14 protein-coding genes and 1 tRNA gene are annotated in these 17,318 nt (G+C 66.2%); 8 read left to right on the forward strand and 7 right to left on the reverse strand.

Translation table 11 applies throughout. The annotated features are described in order from the left end of the window. Positions 1-173 precede the first annotated feature (173 nt). The 5 genes from J2S73_RS20590 to J2S73_RS20610 are packed head-to-tail and all read left to right on the forward strand — an operon-like array spanning position 174 to position 5,886. Positions 174-2,945 carry a hybrid sensor histidine kinase/response regulator gene (locus J2S73_RS20590; RefSeq protein WP_306887580.1) on the forward strand — a complete coding sequence of 924 codons (2,772 nt, stop codon included), beginning with the start codon at positions 174-176 and terminating at the stop codon, positions 2,943-2,945. Beyond that, a complete protein-coding gene (locus J2S73_RS20595) occupies positions 2,942-3,415 on the forward strand; it encodes a chemotaxis protein CheW (RefSeq protein WP_306887581.1) in 474 nt (157 codons plus the stop codon). Before J2S73_RS20590 ends, J2S73_RS20595 begins: the two co-directional genes overlap by 4 nt. A 26-nt stretch (positions 3,416-3,441) precedes the next feature. Further along, the gene (locus J2S73_RS20600) at positions 3,442-3,819 is read left to right on the forward strand and encodes a response regulator (RefSeq protein ID WP_306887582.1); all 378 of its coding nucleotides are present in this window, start codon (positions 3,442-3,444) and stop codon (positions 3,817-3,819) included. A 37-nt stretch (positions 3,820-3,856) separates the two neighbouring features. Continuing rightward, positions 3,857-5,041 carry a protein-glutamate methylesterase/protein-glutamine glutaminase gene (locus J2S73_RS20605; protein WP_306887583.1) on the forward strand — a complete coding sequence of 395 codons (1,185 nt, stop codon included), beginning with the start codon at positions 3,857-3,859 and terminating at the stop codon, positions 5,039-5,041. Continuing rightward, positions 5,041-5,886, forward strand: coding sequence for a CheR family methyltransferase (locus J2S73_RS20610; protein ID WP_370874482.1), 846 nt, complete (start codon positions 5,041-5,043; stop codon positions 5,884-5,886). Before J2S73_RS20605 ends, J2S73_RS20610 begins: the two co-directional genes overlap by 1 nt. 104 nt (positions 5,887-5,990) lie before the next feature. Here J2S73_RS20610 and guaA read toward each other — a convergent pair whose 3' ends face one another. From guaA to guaB, 3 genes are read right to left on the reverse strand one after another with little or no spacing between them, the layout of a single operon-like run. Beyond that, on the reverse strand, positions 5,991-7,559 hold the full coding sequence (gene guaA / locus J2S73_RS20615; RefSeq protein ID WP_306887585.1) for a glutamine-hydrolyzing GMP synthase: 1,569 nt from the start codon (positions 7,557-7,559) through the stop codon (positions 5,991-5,993). Positions 7,560-7,602: 43 nt separating this feature from the next. After that, positions 7,603-8,883: an RsmB/NOP family class I SAM-dependent RNA methyltransferase gene (locus J2S73_RS20620; protein WP_306887586.1), complete on the reverse strand. Its 1,281-nt coding sequence runs from the start codon at positions 8,881-8,883 to the stop codon at positions 7,603-7,605. Positions 8,884-8,920: 37 nt separating this feature from the next. Next, positions 8,921-10,423 carry an IMP dehydrogenase gene (gene guaB / locus J2S73_RS20625; RefSeq protein WP_306887587.1) on the reverse strand — a complete coding sequence of 501 codons (1,503 nt, stop codon included), beginning with the start codon at positions 10,421-10,423 and terminating at the stop codon, positions 8,921-8,923. 261 nt (positions 10,424-10,684) lie between these two features. On the opposite strand from guaB, the gene J2S73_RS20630 reads away from it, so the two are divergent. Further along, on the forward strand, positions 10,685-12,097 hold the full coding sequence (locus tag J2S73_RS20630) for an MFS transporter (protein WP_306887588.1): 1,413 nt from the start codon (positions 10,685-10,687) through the stop codon (positions 12,095-12,097). Positions 12,098-12,107: 10 nt separating this feature from the next. Here the strand turns inward: J2S73_RS20630 and J2S73_RS20635 are convergent, their stop codons facing one another. The 4 genes from J2S73_RS20635 to J2S73_RS20650 all read right to left on the reverse strand — a co-directional run bounded on the left by J2S73_RS20635 (position 12,108) and on the right by J2S73_RS20650 (position 14,977). Continuing rightward, positions 12,108-12,695 carry a hypothetical protein gene (locus tag J2S73_RS20635; protein ID WP_306887589.1) on the reverse strand — a complete coding sequence of 196 codons (588 nt, stop codon included), beginning with the start codon at positions 12,693-12,695 and terminating at the stop codon, positions 12,108-12,110. After that, complete coding sequence (locus J2S73_RS20640; RefSeq protein ID WP_306887590.1) at positions 12,696-12,875, reverse strand: hypothetical protein; 180 nt, start codon at positions 12,873-12,875, stop codon at positions 12,696-12,698. It lies immediately after the preceding gene. A 132-nt stretch (positions 12,876-13,007) separates the two neighbouring features. Further along, positions 13,008-13,733, reverse strand: coding sequence for an RlmE family RNA methyltransferase (locus J2S73_RS20645; RefSeq protein WP_306887591.1), 726 nt, complete (start codon positions 13,731-13,733; stop codon positions 13,008-13,010). Continuing rightward, complete coding sequence (locus tag J2S73_RS20650; RefSeq protein WP_306887592.1) at positions 13,730-14,977, reverse strand: Ppx/GppA phosphatase family protein; 1,248 nt, start codon at positions 14,975-14,977, stop codon at positions 13,730-13,732. Before J2S73_RS20650 ends, J2S73_RS20645 begins: the two co-directional genes overlap by 4 nt. A gap of 331 nt (positions 14,978-15,308) precedes the next feature. On the opposite strand from J2S73_RS20650, the gene J2S73_RS20655 reads away from it, so the two are divergent. Together J2S73_RS20655 and J2S73_RS20660 are read left to right on the forward strand one after the other, a co-directional pair. Next, a tRNA-Val gene (locus tag J2S73_RS20655) sits at positions 15,309-15,383 on the forward strand. A gap of 452 nt (positions 15,384-15,835) precedes the next feature. Further along, a complete protein-coding gene (locus J2S73_RS20660; RefSeq protein ID WP_306887593.1) occupies positions 15,836-17,311 on the forward strand; it encodes a methyl-accepting chemotaxis protein in 1,476 nt (491 codons plus the stop codon). The last annotated feature ends 7 nt before the right edge of the window (positions 17,312-17,318 follow it).

Raw genomic sequence — 17,318 nt, forward strand, 5'->3', positions numbered from 1 at the left:
AGATCGTTCGGGCCGCCTCCGACCTCTCCGACCAGGCCACCTCGCTGCGCGCCCAGGTCGACGCCTTCGTCTCCCGCGTCCGCGCGGCCTGATCGAACCCATCGTAGCCGTCGGCGGCCCTCACCGCCGCCGACGGACCAAGAGCAACCACATCAACTCGCTGGATACGTGCCATGGATGACCTGCTGAGCGAGTTCCTGACCGAGACGAACGAGAACCTCGATGTCGCCGACACCGAACTCGTCAAGTTCGAACAGGATCCGAACAACGCCGATATTCTGAACAACATCTTCCGGCTCGTGCACACCATCAAAGGCACGTGCGGATTCATCGGGCTTCCCCGCCTCGCTACGCTGACCCATGCAGCCGAAACGCTGATGGACCGCTTCCGCGAAGGCATGGCTGTCACGCCGGAAGCCGTGACCCTGGTTCTGTCCACGATCGACCGGGTCAAGGAGATCCTGGCCGCGATCGAGGCCAGCGAGGGCAAGGAGCCGGAGGGGTCCGACGAGGATCTCATCAGCCAGCTCGAGACCCTGGCCGCCGGCGGCTCGCTCGAGGGCGAGGTCGTCGTTGAGGCGGACGCCGTGGTCGTCGAAGAGGTTGTCGAGGAAGCCGCGACCGAAGAGGCCAGCCCGGCCGACGACGATCTGGACGAACTCGAGCGCCTGTTCCGCGAGACCGAGGTCGAGCCGCCGAAGCCGATGGCCAAGCCGGCCGCCGAGGCCGAAGCCGAGGCTGCGGAGCCGCGCCTGGTCGAAGAGCCCGCTCCGGCTCCGGCCAAGGCGGCGGAACCAGAGGCCACGGCTGCGAAGCCGGCAGCCGCGTCCAAGCCGACATCCGCCTCCAAGCCGGCCTCCGGCGAGGAGCATCAGCAGCAGCAGACCTCGAACGTCTCCTCGCAGTCGATCCGCGTCAGCGTCGAGACCCTCGAGAACCTGATGACCACGGTTTCCGAGCTGGTGCTGACCCGCAACCAGCTGATGGAGATCGCCCGCCGCTCCGAAGACGCCGACTACAAGGTGTCGCTGCAGCGCCTCTCCACCGTGACCGGCGAGCTGCAGGAAGCGGTGATGCGCACCCGCATGCAGCCGATCGGCAATGCCTGGCAGAAGCTGCCGCGCATCGTCCGCGACCTGGCCCGCGAGCTCAACAAGCAGGTTGAGCTCGAGATGACCGGTGCGGATACGGAACTCGACCGGCAGGTGCTGGATCTGATCAAGGATCCGCTCACCCACATGGTGCGCAACTCCGCCGATCACGGCCTGGAGACCCCGCTCGAGCGCCGGGCTGCCGGAAAGCCGGAGAAAGGCACGATCCGCCTGTCCGCCTATCATGAAGGCGGCCACATCGTCATCGAGATCGCCGACGACGGCAAAGGCCTGAACGTCGAGAAGATCAAGGCGAAGGCGATCGAGAACGGGCTGACCACCGAAGCCGACGTCGCCAAGATGACGGAGGCCCAGATCTTCCGCTTCATCTTCGCGGCCGGCTTCTCGACCGCGGCGGCGGTGACGAGCGTCTCCGGTCGCGGTGTCGGCATGGACGTGGTCCGCTCCAATATCGAGCTCATCGGCGGCAGCGTCGAAGTGCGCTCGAAGACGGGCGAAGGCTCGACCTTCTATGTGAAGATCCCGCTGACGCTGGCGATCGTCCCCGCCCTCATCGTCGCCTCCGGCGGCGAGCGGTTCGCGATCCCGCAGCTGTCGGTGGTCGAGCTGGTCCGGATCCAGGCCAACTCCGAGCACACGATCGAGCGGCTGAAGGGCGCCAACGTCCTGCGTCTGCGTGACCGTCTGCTGCCGATCTTCCCGCTCTCGGAGCTGCTGGAAGTGGCCGAAGCCGACGAGACCAACCTGGAGGACTCCTTCATCGCGGTCATCCAGGTGGGCAACCAGAAATTCGGTCTGGTCGTCGACGCCGTCTTCCACACGGAAGAAATCGTCGTGAAGCCGATGACCTCGCGGCTGCGTCACATCGGCATGTTCTCCGGCAGCACCATCCTTGGCGACGGCCGTGTGATCATGATCATCGATCCCAACGGTGTCGCTCAGTTCGCCGAGACGACCATCGACGTCGGCCAGGCGGAGAGCAAGGAAGAGGCGGAAGTCAGCGCGGAAGAGCATCACGAGACGATGTCGATCCTGCTGGTCCGCGCCGGAACGCCGGAACCGAAGGCCGTGCCGCTTTCGCTCATCACCCGACTGGAAGAGATCGCGGTCGACCGCATCGAGCACGCCAACGGACAGTCCATGGTTCAGTACCGCGGCACGCTGATCCCGCTGGTCTACGTGCACGAAGCCTCGCGCGCCAAAGCCGAGGGTTCGGTTCCGGTTCTCATCTTCACCGAGGAAGGCCGTTCGGTCGGCCTCGTGGTGGACGAGATCGTGGACATCGTGGAGGACCGTCTCGACGTTCAGCTCCCCTGCGACACCCCCGGGGCCCGCGGTGCGGCGATCGTGCACGGACAGGCGACCGCCGTCCTCGACATCGGTCACTTCCTGACCTCCGCCTACAAGGACTGGTACGAGCACGGGTCGGACGACGGTCTGAGCAGCAAGGGGACCCTGGTCCTCGTCGACGACAGTCCGTTCTACCGCAACCTCATCGAGCCGGTGCTGACTGAAGCCGGATACGAGGTCAAATCCTTCGCGGATGCGACGCGGGCGCTGGACTATCTCCAGAACGGCGGACACGTCGACATCGTCCTCTCCGACCTCGATCTGCCGAAGATCGATGGGTTCGAGTTCGCGGAGACGCTGCGCGCCGAGCCGAGCTTCGCCCAGCTCCCGATCATCGCCGTCTCCGGCGGCAAGTGCACGCCCCAGAAGGTTCAGCGCGCACGGGTTGCCGGCTTTACCGACTTCGTCGCCAAGTTCGATCAGGCCGGCCTGCTCGCCGCCCTGGACGATGTTGGCCAGCACATCCAGGAAGTGGCCGCATGAGCAGCATCAAGACCACCCACGACGTCCTGACGTCCGAGCGTCAATTCGTCACCGCCCGTGTCGCGGGCAAGCTCTTCGGGCTCCCGATCGAGGCGGTCCACGAGGTGTTCGCCCCCGAAGGCATCACCCGCGTGCCCCTGTCTCCCCCGGAGATCGAGGGCGTCCTCAACCTGCGCGGCCGCATCGTCACCATGATCGACGTGCGGCAGATGCTGGGGTTCGAGAGCACCGACGTCGACACGCGGATGGCCATCGGCCTGGAAGACCGCAACGAGACCTTCGGGCTGATCGTGGACGAGGTCGGTGAGGTGTTCGCACTGGACACCTCGGCGGCCGAGCCCACTCCGACCAATCTCGACAAGCGCTGGGCGGACGTCGTGAAGGGCGTCCACCGGCTTCCCGGCGAGCTGCTTCTGCTGCTCGACGTGAAACGAGTGCTCGGCGGCATCGCCACCGCCGAGGCTGCCTGATCGGGCCTCAAACCGCGAGAATGACGATGTCAAAAACGTGTCTGGTGGTCGACGACTCCCGTGTGGTGCGCCGTGCTGCGCGCGCCATCCTCGAGGAGCTCGCATTCGAAGTCACCGAGGCTGAAAACGGCGAGGTCGCGCTGGAACAGTGCAGCGCGGCCATGCCGGACGCCATCCTGCTGGACTGGAATATGCCGAAGGCGGATGGCCCCTCTTTCCTGCGTGCCCTCAGAGCCCGTCCCGATGGCGACGAGCCCAAGGTGATCTTCTGCACGACGGAAAGCGATCTCGATCGCATCAGCACGGCGATCGAGATCGGAGCGAACGAATACATCATGAAGCCGTTCGATTCCGAAATAATAAAAGAAAAACTCAGCGAAGTTGGGCTGATCGACCCGAACTGACGTTCGTTCGGGTTGCCCAATCAAGAGGATCCTACGGATGCCCGCCCCCGCCCTTTCCACTGCTCCTGCAAAGGACCTTGGGTCCAACCCGATCCGGGTGATGATCGTCGACGATTCGACCGTCATCCGGTCGGTTCTCAAATCCTGGATCACCGAAGTTCCGGAACTGACGGTCGTTGCCACCCATATCAACGGCCGCCGGGCGGCGGACGACGTAGCGCGGGCGCAGCCCGACGTCGTCATCCTCGATCTCGAAATGCCCGAGATGGATGGGATGACGGCCCTCCCCCTGATCCTCGAGCGCAAGCCCGGCACCATCGTGCTGGTGGCCTCGACGCTGACGCGGCGCGGCGCGGAGGTGAGCCTTCGGGCGCTTACCCTCGGCGCGGCCGACTATATCGCCAAGCCGGAAGGCACTGCCGGGATGCGCTCGGCGGATGATTTCCGCCGCGATCTCCTGAACAAGGTGAAGCAGCTCGGCGCCCGCGCCCGCGGTGTGCGGATCCGGCCCGGCGATCCGACGGCGGCCCCGGCGCACGCCCCCGCCGCAGCGGCCGCGCCGGCCGCCGCCGCACCGGCTGCTGCCGCCCCGCGCCCGGTCGGCGCTCCGCCACGCCTGCGGACCTACGCCCGCGGCCCGGTGCCGGCTCTGGTCATCGGCAGCTCCACCGGCGGGCCCCAGGCCCTCGGCCGGGTGCTCACGGCGATCGGCAAGTCGATCGATCACGTTCCGGTGCTGATCACCCAGCACATGCCGCCCACGTTCACCGCGATCCTCGCCGAGCACATGGCCCGGGCGGCCGGTCGTCCGGCGACGGAAGGCAAGGACAACGAGCCGATCGAGGCCGGCCACATCTACGTGGCGCCTGGCGGCCGGCACATGATCGTCGCCAAGTCCGGCGGCCGGCCGGTGATCAGGCTCACCGACGATCCGCCCGTCAATTTCTGCCGTCCTTCGGTGGATTCGCTCTTCTTTTCCGCCGCAAGCGTCTACGGCGCAGGCCTGCTCGGAGTGGTCCTGACAGGCATGGGCGCCGATGGCGCCAAGGGCGCCATTTCCATCGCCGACAACGGCGGCAGCATCATCGCCCAGGACGAAGCCAGCAGCGTGGTCTGGGGCATGCCCGGCGCCACCGTCGCGGCCGGCGCGGCCTGCGAAGTCCTTTCCCTCGACGACGTCGGCCCGAAGGTCGCCCGCCTACTCTCCGGAGCACGTGTATGATCCCCCAGGCCGACTACGAGTATCTGCAGCGCTTCCTGAAGACGAAGTCCGGGCTCGCCCTGTCGCCCGACAAGCAGTACCTTCTGGAAAGCAGGCTGAACCCGATCGCCCGCGAATTCGGTCTGAAATCGGTCGGCGAACTCGCCCAGTTCCTGCGCCGGCCCGGTAGCGAAAAAGCGGCCGACAAGGTCGTGGACGCGATGACCACGAACGAGTCCCTGTTCTTCCGGGACAAGCACCCGTTCGAGGCCTTCACCAACCGCATGCTGCCGACCCTGCTCGCGAACCGTCCGAGCCACCAGCCGATCCGGATCTGGTGCGCGGCGGCCTCGTCGGGACAGGAGCCCTATTCGCTGGCCATGCTTCTGGCGGAGAATCCTGCGCTCAGCGCCGGCCGCCGTTTCGAGATCATCGGAACCGATATCTCCACCGAGATCATCGAGAAGGCGAAGCGGGGCATCTATTCCCAGTTCGAGGTCCAGCGCGGCCTGTCGGTCCACTATCTGGTCCGTTACTTCTCCAAGGTGGGCGACGACTGGCAGGTCTCCGACAAGATCCGGCAGGCGGTCAGCTACCGCAAGCTCAACCTGCTGGACCCGTTCGTGGGCATGGGTCAGTTCGACATCGTCTTCTGCCGAAACGTGCTGATCTATTTCGACAACGACCAGAAGATCGACGTGCTGAACCGGATCGTGAAGCTCATGCCGTCGGACGGCTTCCTCGTGCTCGGCGGTGCGGAAAGCGTGATCGGGCTGACCGACAAGTTCCAGCCGGATACCAGCCGCTGCCTGTTCCGGCCGCAGACGACGGCCACGGCCGGCAACCGCCTGGCCGCAGCGCGCTGAGACTGGAACGTCTGGATACGAGAAAGCGCAGGGCGGACGGACCCGTACCGCCCTGCGTCACAGAGACGACCTGACGGCTTCCGACTGCGCCGATCCCCGTCGGATCATTCCCACTCGATGGTGCCGGGCGGCTTCGAGGTCACGTCGTAGACGACGCGGTTGATGCCCTTCACCTCGTTGATGATCCGGGTCGCAGCGCGGCCGAGGAAGGCCATGTCGAACGGGTAGAAGTCGGCCGTCATGCCGTCGACCGAGGTCACCGCCCTGAGCGCACAGACGAAGTCGTAGGTGCGCCCGTCGCCCATGACGCCCACGGTCTGCACCGGCAGCAGCACGGCGAAGGCCTGCCAGATGGCATCGTAAAGGCCCGCCTTGCGGATCTCGTCGAGATAGATCGCATCGGCGTTGCGCAGGATTTCCAGCTTCTCGCGGGTGACCCCGCCGGGGCAGCGGATGGCCAGTCCCGGTCCCGGGAACGGATGGCGTCCGACGAAGCTCTCCGGCAGACCCAGCGTCCGGCCGAGCGCCCTCACCTCGTCCTTGAAGAGTTCCCGCAGCGGCTCCACCAGCTTCATGTTCATGCGGTCCGGCAGGCCGCCGACATTGTGGTGGGACTTGATGGTGACCGACGGGCCGCCGGCGAACGACACGCTTTCGATGACGTCCGGATAGAGCGTGCCCTGGGCCAGGAAATCGGCCCCGCCGATCTTCTTCGCCTCCGCCTCGAACACGTCGATGAAGAGCTTGCCGATGGTCTTGCGCTTGGCTTCCGGATCCGCCACGCCCTCCAGCGCGGAGATGAACAGATCCGACACGTCCACGTGCACCAGCGGGATGTTGTAGTGGTTGCGGAACATGGAGACGACCTCCTCGGCCTCATGCTTCCGCAGGAGGCCGTGGTCGACGAAGATGCAGGTGAGCTGGTCGCCGATCGCCTCGTGCAGCAGCACCGCCGCGACCGAGGAATCCACGCCCCCGGAGAGACCGCAGATCACCTTCGAGGAGCCGACCTGCTCGCGGATCTTCTCCTTGGCCTCTTCCCGGAAGGCGGCCATGGTCCAGTCGCCGGTGCAGCCGGCGATCTTGCGCACAAAATTCTCGATCAGCTTCGCGCCATCCGGCGTGTGCACCACCTCCGGGTGGAACATCAGCCCGTAGACCTTGCGCTCCGGATTGCCGAACACCGCGTACGGCGCCCCGTCCGACTTGGCGTAGACCGCAAAGCCCTCCGGCAAGCGCACCACCCGGTCGCCATGGCTCATCCAGACCTGATGATGCTCGCCCGTCGCCCACACACCCTCGAACAGGGGGCAGTCGGCAACGACCTCGACCATGGCCCGGCCGAACTCGCGGTGGTCCGAAGGCTCGGCCTCGCCGCCCATCTGCACGCAGAGCGTCATCTGGCCGTAGCAGATGCCGAGCACCGGAATACCCGCATCGAACACCGCCTGGGGCGCCCGGGGGCTGCCCAGCTCCGCGGTGGACGCCGGTCCGCCTGAGAGAATGACGGCGGAGGGTCGGGTGCGGTGGAAAGCCTCTTCGGCGGACTGGAACGGAACGATCTCGCAGTAGACCCCCGCCTCGCGCACCCGGCGCGCGATCAGCTGGGTCACCTGGCTGCCGAAATCGATGATGAGGACGAAGTCGTGGCGGTCGGCGGGGCGTTCGGTCATCGGTGCAGCATCCGCAGGCGAAGGGACGGAGGGAGTGGATGGGTCACCCGGCGCGCTCCATCACGCAGACGAAGAACCCGTCGGTCTTCGTGGTGGCGGGCGAGAGCAGCAGGCCATTGGGGACGGTGCGGGCCGGCACGGCATTGAGCGCCTCGCCCTTGATGCGCTCGACCGGGAGCGGCGCGAACGAGGGATGGCGGCGCAGGAAGGAGTCGATGCGCCCGCTGTTTTCGTCCGCGAAGACCGAGCAGGTCACGTAGATCAGGCGGCCGCCGGGCCGGACATGGCGTGCCCCCTCGTCGAGCACCTGCGACTGCTCCATCATCCGGGCTTCCAGCGCGGCCGGCGTGAGGCGCCACTTGGTGTCCGGACGCCGGCGCCAGACGCCGGACCCGGTACACGGCGCGTCGACGAACACCCGGTCCATCTTGCCCAGGAGCCCCTTGAGGTCGGAGTCGGCGGAATGAACCTGAACGTTACGGGTCCCGGCCCGGCGCAGCCGGTCGAAGATCGACTTCAGCCGCGTCTTGTCCCGATCGTAGGCGTGAACCTGGCCGCGATTGTTCATCTCGGCGGCGAGCGCCAGCGTCTTGCCGCCGGCCCCGGCGCAGAGATCGAGCACCTGTTCGCCCGGCTCCGCACCCGCCAGCAGGACGGCGAGCTGGCTCGCCTCGTCCTGAACCTCGAACCAGCCCTTCTGGTAGCCGGGTTCGTTGGTGACGTTGGCCGAGCGGTCGAAATCGGAGCCTGCGCCGATCCGCACGCCGAGCGGCGACCACGGCGTCGCCTTCGCTCCGAACTGGTCGAGCGCTTTCAGGACCTTGTCGCGGCCGGCTTTCAGGGAATTGGCACGCACGTCGATCGGCGCCCGCGCCGCCAGCGCGGCGGCCTCATCCACCCAGTGCTCCTTGAAGGTGGCGCGCAGCTGCGGCTCGATCCATTCCGGCACGTCGGCCCGGATGTGGGCCGGCGCCTTGTCGAGCGAGGCGTTGCTGAGCAGCGTCCGCTCGACCGCGGTCGGCGGCTCCGGCCCATGCTCGTCGCCGGCCATGAAGTCGGCGAGGGTTTCCAGGTTCCAGCCCCAGCGATAGGCGAGCGTCCCCAGCACGATCGCGCGGGCCGTCTCCTGATCCATCAACCAGGCCGAGGACGAGCGCCAGCGCACTGCGTCGAAGACCAGGTTGCCAATCGCCGCCCGGTCGCCGGACCCGGCGAACCGGTGCGCATTGCCCCAGTCCTTCAGGACCTCGGCAATCGGTCGATGTTGGGTCTCGACGGTCTCAAGAACCTCGATCGCCGCCTGAATGCGCCCACCGATCCGCATGGATTATCGCCCCGTCCGGCCTGCGGACCCCGACCGATCAGGCATCGGTCGGATAGTTCGGGCTCTGGCGCACGACGGCCACGTCGTGGACATGGCTTTCGCGAAGCCCCGCATTGGTGATGCGGACGAACCGCGCCCGCTGCTGCAGCTCCTCGATGGTCCGCGCACCCACATACCCCATTGCCGAACGCAGCCCGCCGGCGAGCTGGTGCAGGACCGACTCGATCGGCCCCTTGTAGGGAACCTGACCCTCGATGCCTTCCGGCACCAGTTTCAGCGAGTCGCGCACTTCGGCCTGGAAGTAGCGGTCGGCGGAGCCGCGCGCCATCGCGCCCACCGAGCCCATGCCCCGATAGGCCTTGTAGCTGCGGCCCTGGTGCAGATAGACCTCGCCCGGGCTCTCGTCGGTGCCTGCCAGAAGCGAGCCGACCATGGCGCACGACGCGCCGGCCGCCAGCGCCTTGGCCAGATCGCCTGAATACTTGATGCCACCATCGGCCACGACCGGCACCCCGGCCGCTTCCGCGACTTCGTGGGCACCCATGACCGCGGTGAGCTGCGGCATGCCGACGCCCGCCACCACGCGCGTGGTGCAGATGGAGCCCGGGCCGATGCCGACCTTGACGGCGTCCGCGCCGGCGTCGATCAGCGCCCGGGTGGCCTCCGGCGTGGCCACGTTGCCGGCCAGAACCTGGACCTGATTGGAGAGCTTCTTCACGCGGCGCACCGTATCCAGCACGCGCTCGGAGTGGCCGTGGGCCGTGTCGACCACGATCATGTCGACGCCGGCCTCGATCAGCCGCGTCGTCCGCTCCATTCCGGCGTCTTCGACGGACGTGGCGGCGGCGGCCCGGAGCCGGCCCTGCTCGTCCTTGGAGGCGCTCGGGTGAAGCTGGGCCTTCTCGATGTCCTTCACGGTGATCAGGCCGACGCAGTTGCGGTTGTCGTCGACGACGAGAAGCTTCTCGATCCGGTGCTGATGCAGCAGCCGCTTGGCCTCGGCCTGGCTGACCCCATCCTTCACCGTGATCAGGTTCTCATGGGTCATCAGGCTGCGGATCGGCGTGTCGACATCCGAGGCAAAACGGACGTCGCGGTTGGTCAGAATGCCGACCAGCTTGCCGACCATCTGGCCGCCGCGCCCGCCGCTCTCCACCACCGGAATGCCGGAGATGCGGAAGTGCTCCATCAGAGCGAGCGCGTCCTTCAGCGTGGCGTCCGGCCCGATGACCACCGGGTTCACCACCATGCCGGATTCGAACTTCTTCACCTGCCGGACCTGCTCGGCCTGCTCTTCCGGCGTCATGTTGCGGTGGATCACGCCGATGCCGCCGGCCTGGGCCATGGCGATGGCGAGCCGGGCCTCGGTGACGGTGTCCATGGCCGCCGACAGGATCGGCAGGGTCAGGCTCAGCTGCCGGGTGACCTTGGTGGCGAGGTTGGTCTCCGACGGCATCACTTCCGAGTGCCCCGGCATCAGGAGCACGTCGTCGAAGGTCAGGGCGTCCCGCCCACTGTGGGTTTCAATGATTTGCGCCATCCGCCACCTCGACGATCGGAAAAAAGGAGCCCAGCAGGCAGCGCCGGTTTCCAACCAAAGCCCTGCCCGCGCGTTCATCCCACGCTTCTATGCGGTGGCGCAGGTCATTACCACGACGAACTGCAACGCGCAAAATGCCGTATACGCATGGCTGCCAGTTGCTGTCCCGCTGCGGCGTCCGGGCTATGTCCCGTGTCATGCCGTCCCGGCTCCGGGCCGGGTCCCATGTCCTGAAATATGCCGGAAAGGCTCCCCTCCGCCGTGCCTCGCCCCAACGTCACCGCGCTGATCGTCGCGTCGGCCCTGTTCATGGAGAACATCGATTCCACGGTGATCGCCACGTCGCTCCCGGCGGTCGCGGCCGACATCGGGACGGATCCGATTCGGCTCAAGCTGGCGCTGACCTCCTACCTTCTGAGTCTGGCGGTGTTCATTCCGGTCTCCGGCTGGGCGGCGGACCGATTCGGCGCCAAGACCGTGTTCCGGCTCGCCATCGGCGTGTTCCTCGTGGGCTCGGTCGGGTGCAGCCTCTCCTCCTCCCTGCCGGAGTTCGTTCTCGCCCGCATCGTCCAGGGCATGGGCGGAGCGATGATGACCCCGGTCGGCCGTCTGGTGGTACTGCGGACGACGCCGAAGCCGGAACTCCTGTCGGCCATGGCGTGGCTGACCGTGCCGGCCCTGATCGGCCCGCTGATCGGCCCGCCGCTGGGCGGCTTCATCACCACCTATTTCGACTGGCGCTGGATTTTCTGGATCAACGTGCCGGTCGGCTTCGTCGGCATCCTGCTGGTGACGTTCCTGATCGACAATGTGCGCGCGCCGGAGGTGATCCCGCTCGACAAGGTGGGCTTCGTCCTGTCCGGCGTCGGGCTGTCGGGGCTGATCTTCGGTCTTTCGGTGATGGGTCAGCGGATGATGCCGCTGCCGCTCTCCCTGGCGCTGGTTATCGGCGGCGCGGTTTCCATCGCTCTCTACGTCCGCCACGCGCGGCGCACCGAACACCCGCTGATCGATCTGGGTCTCCTGTCGACCCCCACCTTCCGCGCCAGCGTGCTCGGCGGCTTCTTCTTCCGCGTCGGCGTGGGCTCGATCCCGTTCCTGCTGCCGCTGACGCTGCAGCTCGGGCTCGGCATGAATCCGTTTCATGCCGGCTCGCTGGTGTTCGTGACCGCGATCGGCGCCCTGTTGATGAAGGCGACCGCCAAGCCGATCGTGCGCCGGTTCGGCTTCCGGCAGGTGCTCGTGGTCAACGGCCTGATCAGCGCCGCGATCCTGGCCTGCATGGGCCTGTTCTCGCTCGGCCCGGCGACGACGGTCATCATCGGCGTGCTGCTGGTCGGCGGGTTCTTCCGCTCGCTCCAGTTCACCTCGATCAACGCCATCGCCTATGCCGACATCGACCAGCACCGGATGAGCCGCGCGACCAGCTTCGCAAGCGTCGCCCAGCAGGTCGCCCTGTCGACTGGCGTCACCGTCTCCGCCTTCGTGCTGGAAGCGCAGCGGGCCGCCCGGCCGGGTACCGACGTGCTCGCCGGCGATTTCCTGGTCGCGTTCCTGGTGGTGGCGGCAATCGCGGTGTGCTCGGTCGCGGTGTTCGCGCGGCTCTCACCGGACGCAGGGTCGGAGATGTCGGGGCACGGGGGTATCCAGTCGACATCCGCCGCGCCACGGTAACTTCGGAAAATCAGGTTTTCAGTTGGTCGTCCGGAACCCTGAATACCCCTTTGATACAGGTATGGTCGCGCACGCAGATCTGGATATGGGTCTTCGCTCGGAAGCCTGAATTCTCGTAAATCCGATCTCCCTCGACGAAGACGCCGCGGACGGTCTGAAATGGAGGCATCCCCGCTTCATCACGCACATTGTGCAGATGGTTGATCACGGCGCAGTCCAGATCGCGCAGGAGCAGATCATCTCCGAGGCGGTTCTGGGGAACCTCGACATCTGCGACCCTACAGACGTCCAGGAAACTCTCGTGCGCATATTCGACCGCATTCACTCCGGTCGACGACAGAAGATCAAGACAATGCCCGAGTTCGATCACAGCCCCCACAACAGAGGGCTTTTTGATCTTACTCTTCGGACGCTGTTGCAGGTCCTGAACGAATTCAAGGCCTCGGAGCGGATTGGCCTCCCAGAAATACACACCAGATCCCAGCCAATCATAAGCGTTCTGGCTGGCTTGAAACTCGTGCCCGGAGAGGAGGTTTTCTGCGACGTCTTCGTCACAACCGTGATAGCCGAGGACGAAAGCCGTCGAGAGCCGATGCAATCAGGACGCTTTCGGAAGCGTCGTCGGCGACGACCGCCGGTACGGCTTTTTCAGCCTGCCTTGCGAGTCGATGACGCCTTCATCGCGAAGGACTTTGCGCGCCTGGTCGGCCGTCTGCGTGTTGGCCTTGCCGAACGATTTCAAAGCAGCCTTGAATTTCTTAAGGTCTTGGCCTGTCATGATGTCGCTCTCGAAGCCAGGGTAACGACAAGAATATGATCCCTCATCGGATCCGGTCAACGAATTCGCCCATTCGCGCGAATTGCTGCAGTGAGCCGAGCTGCAGCTGAGCAAAAACGCCCGACGTCAGTATCAATCCCGAGCCCTGTCCGGGTCCTCCGTCGGCTCCGCGCCCCGGAACCCGGTGGCCAGCACGTACTGCTCGGCCGATTCCGAGCGGCTCGCCTTCGGCTTCACGTGGCGCACCTTCTCGAAATTCCGGTTGAGCTCGGCCAGCAGCTCCGATTCGGTGCCCCCCTGGAACACCTTGGCGAGAAAGGTGCCGCCCGGCGCGAGCACCTGGCCGGCGAACTCGGCCGCCACCTCGCAGAGATGGATGATGCGCAGGTGATCGGTCTGCTTGTGCCCGGTCGTCGGTGCGGCCATGTCGGAGAGCACGCAGTCGGCCTTCCTGCCACCCAGCGCCTCGACCAGGAGGTCCGGCGCGTCGTCGTCGAGAAAGTCCTTCTCGAACAGGATGATGCCCGGCATGTGGTCCATCTTCAGATAGTCGATCGCCACCACACGGGGATCCTCGTTCCCGGATTTCACCCGGTCGACGGCCACCTGGCACCAGCCGCCGGGTGCGGCTCCCAGATCGACCACCCGCATGCCCGGCTTCAGGAAGCCGTAGCGGTCGTCGATCTCGATCAGCTTGTAGGCGGCGCGGGAGCGGTAGCCCTCGGCCTGGGCGCGGCGCACATAGGGATCGTTGAGCTGACGCTCCAGCCAGCGCACCGACGAGGCGCGCCGCCCGCGCGCCGTGCGCACGCGTTCCTTCAGCCCGCGGCTGCCGGAGCCGCCCGGTCGTTTGGTCATGAAGGCTGTCCGTTCGCCCTTGCGGCGGCGGTTCGGTCCTGGGCCATCAGTTCCATCAGGATTCCCTCGCGCAGGCCCCTGTCGGCCACGCGCAGGCGTCGGCAGGGCCAGCGCCGCCGGATCGCCTCCAGAATCGCGCACCCCGCAAGCACGAGATCGGCCCGGTCGGCGCCGATGCAGGGGTTGGCGACCCGTTCGGCGAACGGCATTGCCAGAATTCGTTCGATCATCTGGTCGACGTCGCGTTCGTCGAGCCAGGTCCCGTCTACACGGCGGCGGTCGTAGCGCTCAAGCCCGAGATGCACGCCGGCCAGCGTCGTGACCGTTCCGGACGTGCCCAGCAGATGAACCCGGCCCCGGCTGACGACCCGGTCGAGCGCGCCGGCATGATCGAGACGCGCAAGCAGGCAGCCGACGTCCTCCACCATCTCCTCGAACTTGGCCGCGTCGACCTCGACGCCGCCATGGCGCTCGGCAAGCGAGACCACCCCCACCGGCAGCGATGTCCAGGCGCGGATGCAGCGGGTCACGGCCACGCCGTTGAGACGGTGACGGCCGGACAGGTCGAGCCAGACGATCTCGGAGGATCCGCCTCCGATGTCGAACAGGACCACGCCCTCGGCACCGCGGTCGATCAGGTTGGAGCAGCCGGCCACGGCGAGGCGCGCTTCGGTCTCGCGGCTGACGATCTCGAGCGACAGCCCGACTTCCTCTTCGACGCGGCTGACGAAGGCCGGGCCGTTCTCCGCCATCCGGCAGGCCTCGGTGGCGATCAGCCGCGACTTGAGAACACCGGCCTGGCCGAGCTTGCGGGCACAGACCTGCAGGGCTTCCATCGCCCGGCCCATGGCGGCTTCGCCCAGGGTGCCGTTGGTCGACACCCCCTCCCCCAGACGCACGATCCGGGAGAAGGCATCGATCACCCGATACCCCCTGCCCCGCGGCTCGGCGATCAGAAGGCGGCAATTGTTGGTCCCGAGATCGAGCGCCGCGTAGCGACCGTCCGGCGGAGGCGTCCGCCCCAGCCGCCGCCCTGCGCCGGACCGGCTCCGGGAGGCACAGTTCACCCCTCCGCCTGACGGGTGGTCCCGTCGGGCGGGTCGCTTCGGTTCAGCCATCGCGGCCAGGCCGCGTCCCTGCACGCACGCCGAGCTGTCCTCGGCGCCATGCCGTGTCACGGCAGGTTCCGCTGACGCCGCATCGGCCCATCCGGCCGAATCGGCGTCGTCGTCCATGCCATCCATCGTTCATCCGCTCCCGGCGACCCCGTATCGCCGCGCCCGTCCGTACCCACGGACGCGCGGCGGCAATGAGACCGCCCCTAGTTGGAACGAGTGTAGCAATCTGTGGGCCAAGCGCAAAACGCGTTGCACGCCCCGGTCGGAAATTTCGGTGCCGACAATCCGTCAGAGAGGCGTTGAAATAGGCGCCCGGCCACTTGCCTCGTCCGGCAAGAACGCTTATTGGACACGCTCGCGCGATCGTCGCTTCCGAAGCGGCCCGCGCGGAATCGCCTTGGCCGTTTCACGGGCATGGCGGCGCCGGCCGCGACGGTCGGCAGGCCATAGGCCACGAGGGCGTGTAGCTCAGCGGGAGAGCGTTCCGTTCACACCGGAAAGGTCACAGGTTCAATCCCTGTCACGCCCACCATTTTTCCGCGTTCATATCAATAACTTACATAGATCAAACGGCGCAGGACATTCTGTCCTTGGGCCTTTTTGGTAGCGCTACCCCACGATGCTGGGGAGGGCGCGCCGGCGTTCTTCGTCCGCTGCCCTTTTCCCGTCCCGCCTTCGGCCCCGCGAAGCCCGCAGCCTGGTGGCCGTCGTTCACGGCGTACGGCACCAGACGGACGGTCTCAACCAGCCACCACCGCAAGGTACGACCTGCGCGCGCATATCAAGGCGCAACCTTCGCGCAAGTTGCTGCCCGCTTAATGCGACCAGTGGATCGATGAATACCAATCATTACCGGCGGTTCTCGAACCCTTCAGGCTGCATCGATCGCGACCGCCGCGCCTGAGTTGACCGCATCTGTCAGGCAGATCGCTTCAACGGGAAGAAGCGACCCGGCCATCGGCTCCTCCCGCCTTGGATCCCCCCATGTTCGGCATGACAAAGACCACCCATTCCGATCTCGTCACGAGCGCGCTCGACCGCTCACTCGCCGTCATCGAATTTGGGCCCGACGGGACAATCAGGTCCGCCAACAAGAACTTCCTGGACTGCATGGGGTACACGCTCGGCGAAATTGTCGGCAAGCATCACTCGATATTCGTCGTTCCGAGTGAGCGCGAGACCGACGAATATCGGCAGTTCTGGGAAGAACTGGGCCGGGGGACGTTCAAGCGCTCCGAATTCCGGCGCGTCAAGAAGACCGGCGACCACGTCTGGATCGAGGCGACCTACAATCCCATCCTCCGGAACAACGTCGTCGTCGGTGTCGTGAAGTTCGCCGTCGATATCACCGAGAAGAAGCTCCAGGCGGACGCCGATGCGGCATGGCTGTCTGCACTCAATCGGTCCCAGGCGGTGATCCAGTTCACGGTCGACGGCACGATCGTCTCCGCCAACGCGAATTTTCTTAAGGCCACCGGTTATGCGCTCGATGAGATCGTGGGCAGGCACCATTCCATGTTCGTTGCCGAGGACGAACGGAAGAGCGACGACTACAGGCGGTTCTGGGCCGCGCTGCGGCAAGGCGAATTTCAGGCGGCGGAATACCGACGGATCGGCAAGAACAACCGCGAGATCTGGATCCAGGCGACCTACAATCCGATCCTGAACGAGAACGGCCACCCCGTCGGCGTGGTCAAGTTCGCGACCCTGACCGACCGGGTGAAGCGCCGCATGGAGCGCGAAGCGGTCGTGAAGCTGATCGCCGCCGACCTCGCCGAAATCCTCGGTGACATTACCCAGACGAGCCACCAGGCAGCCTCGGCAGCCAGCGCATCGACCCAGACATCGAGCAACGTCCAGGCGGTCGCGTCCGGAGCTGAGGAACTTGAGGCGTCCATCCGAGACATCAGCAGTCAGGTTTCCGAGGCACTTCGCGTGACCGAAGCCGCTGTAAGAAAAGGCGATCAGACCAACGCGATCGTCGGGGGCCTGTCGGAAGTGACCCAACGGATCGGAGACATCGTCGACCTGATCAACAGCATCGCATCCCAGACCAACCTGCTCGCCCTGAATGCAACCATCGAAGCGGCGCGGGCGGGCGAAGCCGGTAAGGGCTTCTCCGTCGTGGCATCGGAAGTGAAGCATCTGGCCGGGCAGACCGCCAAGGCGACCGAGGAGATCACCTCGCAGATCGGCGCGGTCCAGGGGGCCACCGCCGAAACCGTCGACGCCCTCAAGGAGATCGGCGACCTGATCCACAGCATCAATGCCATCTCCCTCAGCATCTCCTCGGCGGTCGATCAGCAGTCGGCCGTCTCCCGGGATACGTCGGCGAACATGCATTCGGCGGCCGACGCGGTCGGGACGATCACGCAGAACCTGACGCTGATCGCAACGGCGACCGAACGCCTGCAGACCTCGACCCACAAGGTCAGCGAGGCCTCCCGGCGCATCGCGTGAGACCCGG

Source organism: Amorphus orientalis (genome assembly GCF_030814015.1).
GTDB classification, from domain to species: Bacteria; Pseudomonadota; Alphaproteobacteria; order Rhizobiales; family Amorphaceae; genus Amorphus; species Amorphus orientalis.